A 6,278-nucleotide genomic window follows, 5' to 3' on the forward strand; every position below is an offset into this window, starting at 1 on the left:
GTCCAGGTCAGCGTGGACCCCGCGAAACCGACCGCACCGCTCGTCGCGGTCGCGTCGGCGTTGTAGACCGCGTCGTCGAGGAGCCTGGACAGCGGGTTGTTCACCACGGCGCCGGTGTACGGGGTCTCCCCGGTGTTGGTGGCCGTGAACGTGTAGGTGACGGTGTCTCCCGGCGCGGCGGTCAGTGTGTCGGCGGCTATCCCCAGCAGCAGGGCCGGGACCAGAACGGTGACCACACTGAAGCAGCCCGGCGCCGTCGCACCGGCGACAGGGCAGCCGCTGCCCGGCGCGGCGGACGTGATGGAGCCTCGCAGGACCTTGTCGCCGGTGTCGGGGTCGTTGACGGTGACCGATCCGGTGATGGTGACCGTCGCGCCGATCGCGATGTCCCCGGCCCACAGGAGCGAACCGTTCGGGTTCATGGTGATGCTGCCCGAGCTCGTCACAAGATCACCGTTGTAGACGGCGTCGTCGAGCACGTCCGCGATGACGAACGTGGCGTTGATGCCCGCGTAAGGGGTCTGCCCGTTGTTGGTCATCGTGAGCGTGTACGGCACGACGCTCCCGGGGACCGTGGTGCTCGACGGGGTCGTGACGGTCATCGTCAGCTGCGGGACGAGAACCGTCACGCTGCTGGAGCATCGCGCGTCCCCGCTTCCGGCGGCACAGTTACTGCCGGTGGTGGTCGAGGAGACCCCGCTCGTGAGCGTCCTGTCGCCGGTGTCGGGATCGTCGACGGTGACCGAATAGGTGACGGTGGCGGTGGCACCGACCGCCAGAGCGCCGGTCCAGGTCAGCGTGGACCCCGCGAAGCCGACCGCACCGCTGCTCGCGGTGGCGTCCGCGTCGTAGGTCGCGTCGTCCAGCACCCCGGCGAGCGCGCCGGTGAACGTGGCCCCCGTGTAGGGGGTCTGTCCGCTGTTGGTGACCGCGACCGTGTAACGCACGATCGAGCCGGGGGTCGTGGTCGGTACGTCGGCCGTCTGGGTGATCGTCAGGCCGGGGATGAGGACCGCGACGTTGGTGAGGCACGCGGGAGCCTGGTTGCCCACCGGGCAGGTGTTTCCCGCCGCGGCGGATGTGACGGAGGTGCGCAACATCCGGTTCCCGGTGTCGGGGTCGTTCACCGTGACCGACCCGGTGACGGTGACCGAGGCACCGATGGCCAGGTTCCCGGTCCAGGTGACGACACCGCCGGGGCCGGGAGCGGTGCTGCCCGACGTCGCGGCGAGGCCACCGTTGAGGGTGGCGTCGTCCAGCACGTCCGCCAAGGAGATGGCGAAGCTCGTCCCGGTATAGGACGTCTGTCCCGTGTTGGAGGCGGTGAAGGTGTAGTTCACCACCGATCCGGGGGTGGTGGTGCTCACGTTCGCGCCGCTGGTGATGACCAGTGCCGGGATCAGGACGGCGACCGTGACGGTGCACTGCGGGGCGAGGTTCCCCTGCGGGCAGGTGCTCCCCGGGGTGCCGGACGAGATCGTGTCGACGAGACTGCGGTCGCCGGTGTCGGGAACGCGCACCGTGACCGTGTAGGTGACCCTCGCGCTCGCGCCGGGCGCGAGGTTCCCGGTCCAGGTCAGGGTGGAACCGCTGGACGACAGGACGCCGGTGGTCGCGGTCGCGTCGCCGTTGTAGACCGCGTCGTCCAGCAGTCCGCTCATCGTGTCGACGAACGTCGCCCCGGCATAGGAGGTCTGACCGGTGTTGGTGGCCGTGACGGTGAAGCGGACCGTTCCGCCGGGCGTCGTCGTCGAGACGTCGGCGATCTTGACGATGGACAGGCCGGACACGGTCACGGTGGCCGAGCATCGGGGGTCGGTGCCGCCGGCCGGGCAGGTGCTGCCGATCGTCGGGGAGGTCACCGCGTTGGCCAGGACCTTGTTCCCGGTGCCGGGGTTCCTCACCGTGACCGAGTAGGCGATGGTCACGGTCGCCCCCGCCGCCACGTTGCCCGTCCAGGTCAGGGTCTGGCCGGTCAGGGAGACCGAACCGCCGCTCGCGGTCGCGTCGCCGTTGTAGGTCGCGTCGTCCAGGACGCCCGCCAGCGGGTCGTCCAGCGTCGCGCCGGTGAAGGCGGTCGTGCCGGTGTTGTTCACGGTGATCGTGTAGGTGACCGTGCTCCCGGGAGCCGCCGAGGAGGCACTGGCCGTCTTGACCGTGACCAGCGCCCCGGCCGTGATCACCAGCGTCGCGGACCTGGTGTCCGCGAGACCGTTCGCGTCGACCACCCGGAAGGTGACCGTGGAACTGCCGATCTTCGTCGGGGTGCCCGACAGCACTCCGGTGGAGGTGTTGAGCGTCAGCCCCGGCGGCAGGGCGCCCGCGCTGACCGACCACGTGTAGGGGGCGACCCCTCCGCCGACGGTCAGCGCGACGCTGTAGGCGACCCCGACCTGTCCGGGGGGCGGCGCGACGAACGTGAACGCCGGCAGCGCCGCGATCGTCACACTCACCGTCCTGGTGCTGCTCTGGTTGAAGGCGTCGACCACCCGCACGGAGAAGGAGAAGACACCTCCCAGGGTGGGTGTGCCCGACAGCACACCGTTGGAGGTGTTCAGCGACAGGCCCGGCGGCAGGGCACCCGCCGTGATCGACCACACATACGGCGCGGTGCCGCCGGTGACCGTCAGCGCGACGCTGTAGGGGATGCTCACCTCCCCGTTGGGAGGTGCCGGGAACGTCAGCACGGGTGCCGGGGTGATGACCAGGGTGACCGCCCGGGTGGCGCTCACCGTGCTGGCATCCGTCACCCGGGCGGTGAAGGAGTAGCTGCCTCCCAGGGTGGGTGTGCCCGACAGCACACCGTTGGAGGTGTTGAGCGTCAGGCCCGGCGGCAGGGCGCCCGCGCTGACCGACCACACATACGGCGTGGTGCCGCCGGCGACGGTCAGCGCGACACCGTAGGCGACGTTCACCTCCCCGGCCGGCGGCGCGGCGAAGGTGAACGCGGGCGGCACGTTGGGGACGACGGCGGCCGAGGCCAGGGAGGCCGGGCCGGCGCCCGCCGCGTTCACGGCCGTGACGGTGAACGTGTACGAGGTGCCGGGGGTCAGCCCGGTGATGCTCCGGCTGGTCGCGGTGCCGTCGAAGGTCCGGGTGGGCTGCGCGACACCGCCGATGTAGGGCGTGACGACGTAGCTCGTGATGGGGCTGCTGTTGGCCGCCGGCGCGGTCCAGGTCAGGACCGCCGAGGAGGTCCCGGCGGTGACGGCCGTGATGGTGGGCCGGCCGGGGACGGCGTAGGGGACGACCGCGTTGGAGGCGGGGCTCGCCGTGCCGGTGCCGACCGCGTTCACCGCGGTGACGGTGAAGGTGTAGGTCGCGCCGACCGTCAGCCCGGTCAGCGTCCTGGTGGTGGCCGAGGCACTGAAGGACACCGGCGTCTGGGCCACGCCGTTGCGGGCCGGGGTCACGACGTAGCCGGTGATGGCGCTGCCGTTGCTCGCCGGCGCCGTCCAGCTCACCGTCGCGCTCGCCACTCCGGCCACCGCCGTAGGCGCGGCGGGCGCCGCGGGGGCGGAGACGTAGGTGTAGGTGGCCGACGCGGCGAGCCCTCGGGTGACGACGGTGACGGTGACCACACCGGCCGGGGTCCTGGCGGGCATGGAGGGGATCGTCAGGGTGCCGTTGCCGTTGTTGACGAAGCAGCCGACACTGACCCCGGCCGGGCACGGCAGCAGCACGACCGGTGTGCCCGCCTGCTGCTGGGCCGTGGTGCCGATCTCGATCGCGGTGGCACCGGAGATGTTCGTCCCGCTCACGAGCACCGTGTTACCGCCGGCCGTCGAGCCCGAAGACGGATTCAGGGAGACACCGCCGGGTGTCGCCGGCAGCGTGCCTGCGGTCGTCGTCGACAGGTAGGCGGGGCTGGCGTCGTTGGACGAGGCGGTGACCACGGTGCCGGTGCGGATCTGCGCCGGCGTGACGCCGGTCCCGGTGACGATGCCCACGACGGTGAGCGGGGGTAACGTCACCCCGGCCGCGAACGGCGTGGCGAAGTTCGTGCACGTGACCGAGCGCGAGGACGGCGCCGAGCAGACCCACCCGGTGCCGTACGCCCCGACCGGCACCGTCCCCTCGGGCATCATGTGGGTGATGGTGACCGGCGAGGTCTCCTGCTGGCCCGCCGCGACACCCGCGACGACGGTGTAGGTCACCGGGTCGCCCGGCTGCAGAGTCGCGGCGTTGTAGCTGGTCTGGGCGACCGTCAGCCGGGGAGCCACGCCGGTCGACGCGGCCACGGGAGCCGGCGCGTTCAGCGCGCCGGCGGCCACGCTCAGGACGAGCATCCCGGCGAGTGCCCGCCCGCGCCTCGGCGGCAAGCCATCGATCAGGCCCGCGAACCGGCCGGAACCGCCGGATCCACGAGGGCGGGCCGTCCCTCCCCGGTCGGGGACGCCGCGGAGAACAGCGGGGAGCGGAAACACGACGCGACCCCCTTCGATCGATCATGAGGTCGGCGGCCTCGCACCGCGTAGGACATCGTGACGATCGAGGTGACCGGATGCCCACCGGGACTCACGCCGTTCGGCACGATGAGCGATTTTAGAGAAAATCCCTCTTGTATCACTAAAAGTGTCTGATCAACGACTCAGGGTGTCAATTCATGTGAAGCATGGCGTGTCACCGAACAAACAGGACATGACAAGCCCTGAAGACGGGTCGCATCAAGCACGGCGGAGCGCACGCTGCACTGACCGCGCGGCGCCGTCACGAAGATTTGACGTGACGGCCGGTCACGAAGATCTCGTGTGACGGACGGTCACGAAGATCTCGTATGACGGACGGTCACGAAGACCGAGATGGCGAACCGGACACCGCGGACCGGAGGTGGAAACCGGGTGGTGCGAGCCGAGGTCGTGGACCCGGATGTGAGAACCACACGCCAGAACCGGGCACACGACAGAGCACGGCCCGCACGAGAGGTGCGGGCCGTGCTCGGAAGGTTCACCCGATTCGACCGTGGTCCGTACGGACCGGGCGGATCAGACGCAGGCCGTACGGACGACGTCGGCCAGGCGACCGGCCAGCGACTCGGCCTGCTCGGCCGAGGCCGCCTCGACCATGACGCGGATCATCGGCTCGGTGCCGCTCGGACGGATCAGCACCCGGCCGGTCTCGCCCAGCTCCGACTCCGCCGCGGCGACCGCCGCGGACAGCTCCGGGACCGAGGTCTTGGTCCGGTCCACGCCCTTGACGTTCACCAGGACCTGCGGCAGCCGGGTCATCACCGAGGCCAGCTCCGCCAGCGGCCGCTTCTGCCGCGCCACCACCGCCAGCAGGTGCAGCGAGGTCAGCAGGCCGTCACCGGTCGTGGCGTGGTCGAGCATCAGGACGTGCCCGGACTGTTCCCCGCCCAGGTTGTAGCCCCCGGCCCTCATCGCCTCCAGGACGTAGCGGTCGCCCACGGCGGTCTCGACGACGTCGACACCGGCGCCCTTGAGAGCGATCTTGAAGCCCAGGTTGGACATGACCGTGGCCACCACGGTGTCACCGGACAGCGTGCCCTCGGCGTGCATGGCCATGGCCAGCACCGCCATGATCTGGTCGCCGTCGATGATCTCACCGGTGTGCGACACAGCCAGGCAGCGGTCGGCGTCGCCGTCGTAGGCGATCCCGACGTCGGCGTTGCGGGAGACCACGATCTGCCGGAGCTTGTCCAGGTGGGTGGAGCCCACCCCCGCGTTGATGTTGAGACCGTCGGGGCGCACCCCGATCGTCTCCACGGTGGCTCCGGCCCGCCGCAGCGCCTCGGGGGCCACCAGGTGGGCGGCTCCGTGGGCGCAGTCGATGACCACGTCGAGGCCGTCGAGACGGACGTCCGTGGTGGACAGCACGTGCGACACGTAACGGTCGGCCTCGCCGTACGCCTCGCGCACGCGGCCGACCGAGGCACCGACAGGGCGCTCCCACTTCTCGCCGAGCCGCTGCTCGATCTCGTTCTCCACCGCGTCGGGCAGTTTGTATCCGCCGCGGGTGAGGAACTTGATCCCGTTGTCGGGAGCGGGGTTGTGGGAGGCGGAGATCATCACGCCCATGTCGGCTCCGAGAGCCGTGGTCAGGTAGGCGACCGCCGGGGTGGGCAGCACGCCGAGCCGCAGGACGTCCACGCCGGACGACGCCAGGCCGGCGACCACCGCGGCCTCGAGGAATTCTCCCGAGGCGCGGGGGTCCCGGCCGACGACGGCGACGGGGCGGCGCTGGCGCCCGGCGCCGTGGAACCCCCCCGCCTGGGCGCCGACCTGGGCCGCCGCCACCGACAGGGCCCTGGGGTGCTC

2 protein-coding genes are annotated in these 6,278 nt (G+C 71.1%); both read right to left on the reverse strand.

The window, feature by feature from the left end:
• On the reverse strand, nucleotides 1–4,322 hold a 4,322-nt coding region (locus ACLQ2R_RS23855), incomplete at its 3' end, for a beta strand repeat-containing protein (protein ID WP_425962733.1).
• Between the two features lie 663 nt (nucleotides 4,323–4,985).
• Nucleotides 4,986–6,263: a phosphoglucosamine mutase gene (gene glmM / locus ACLQ2R_RS23860; RefSeq protein ID WP_425962775.1), complete on the reverse strand. Its 1,278-nt coding sequence runs from the start codon at nucleotides 6,261–6,263 to the stop codon at nucleotides 4,986–4,988.
• Between the last annotated feature and the right edge of the window lie 15 nt (nucleotides 6,264–6,278).

The organism is Streptosporangium sp. DT93 (assembly GCF_049844535.1).
Lineage (GTDB): Bacteria > Actinomycetota > Actinomycetes > Streptosporangiales > Streptosporangiaceae > Streptosporangium.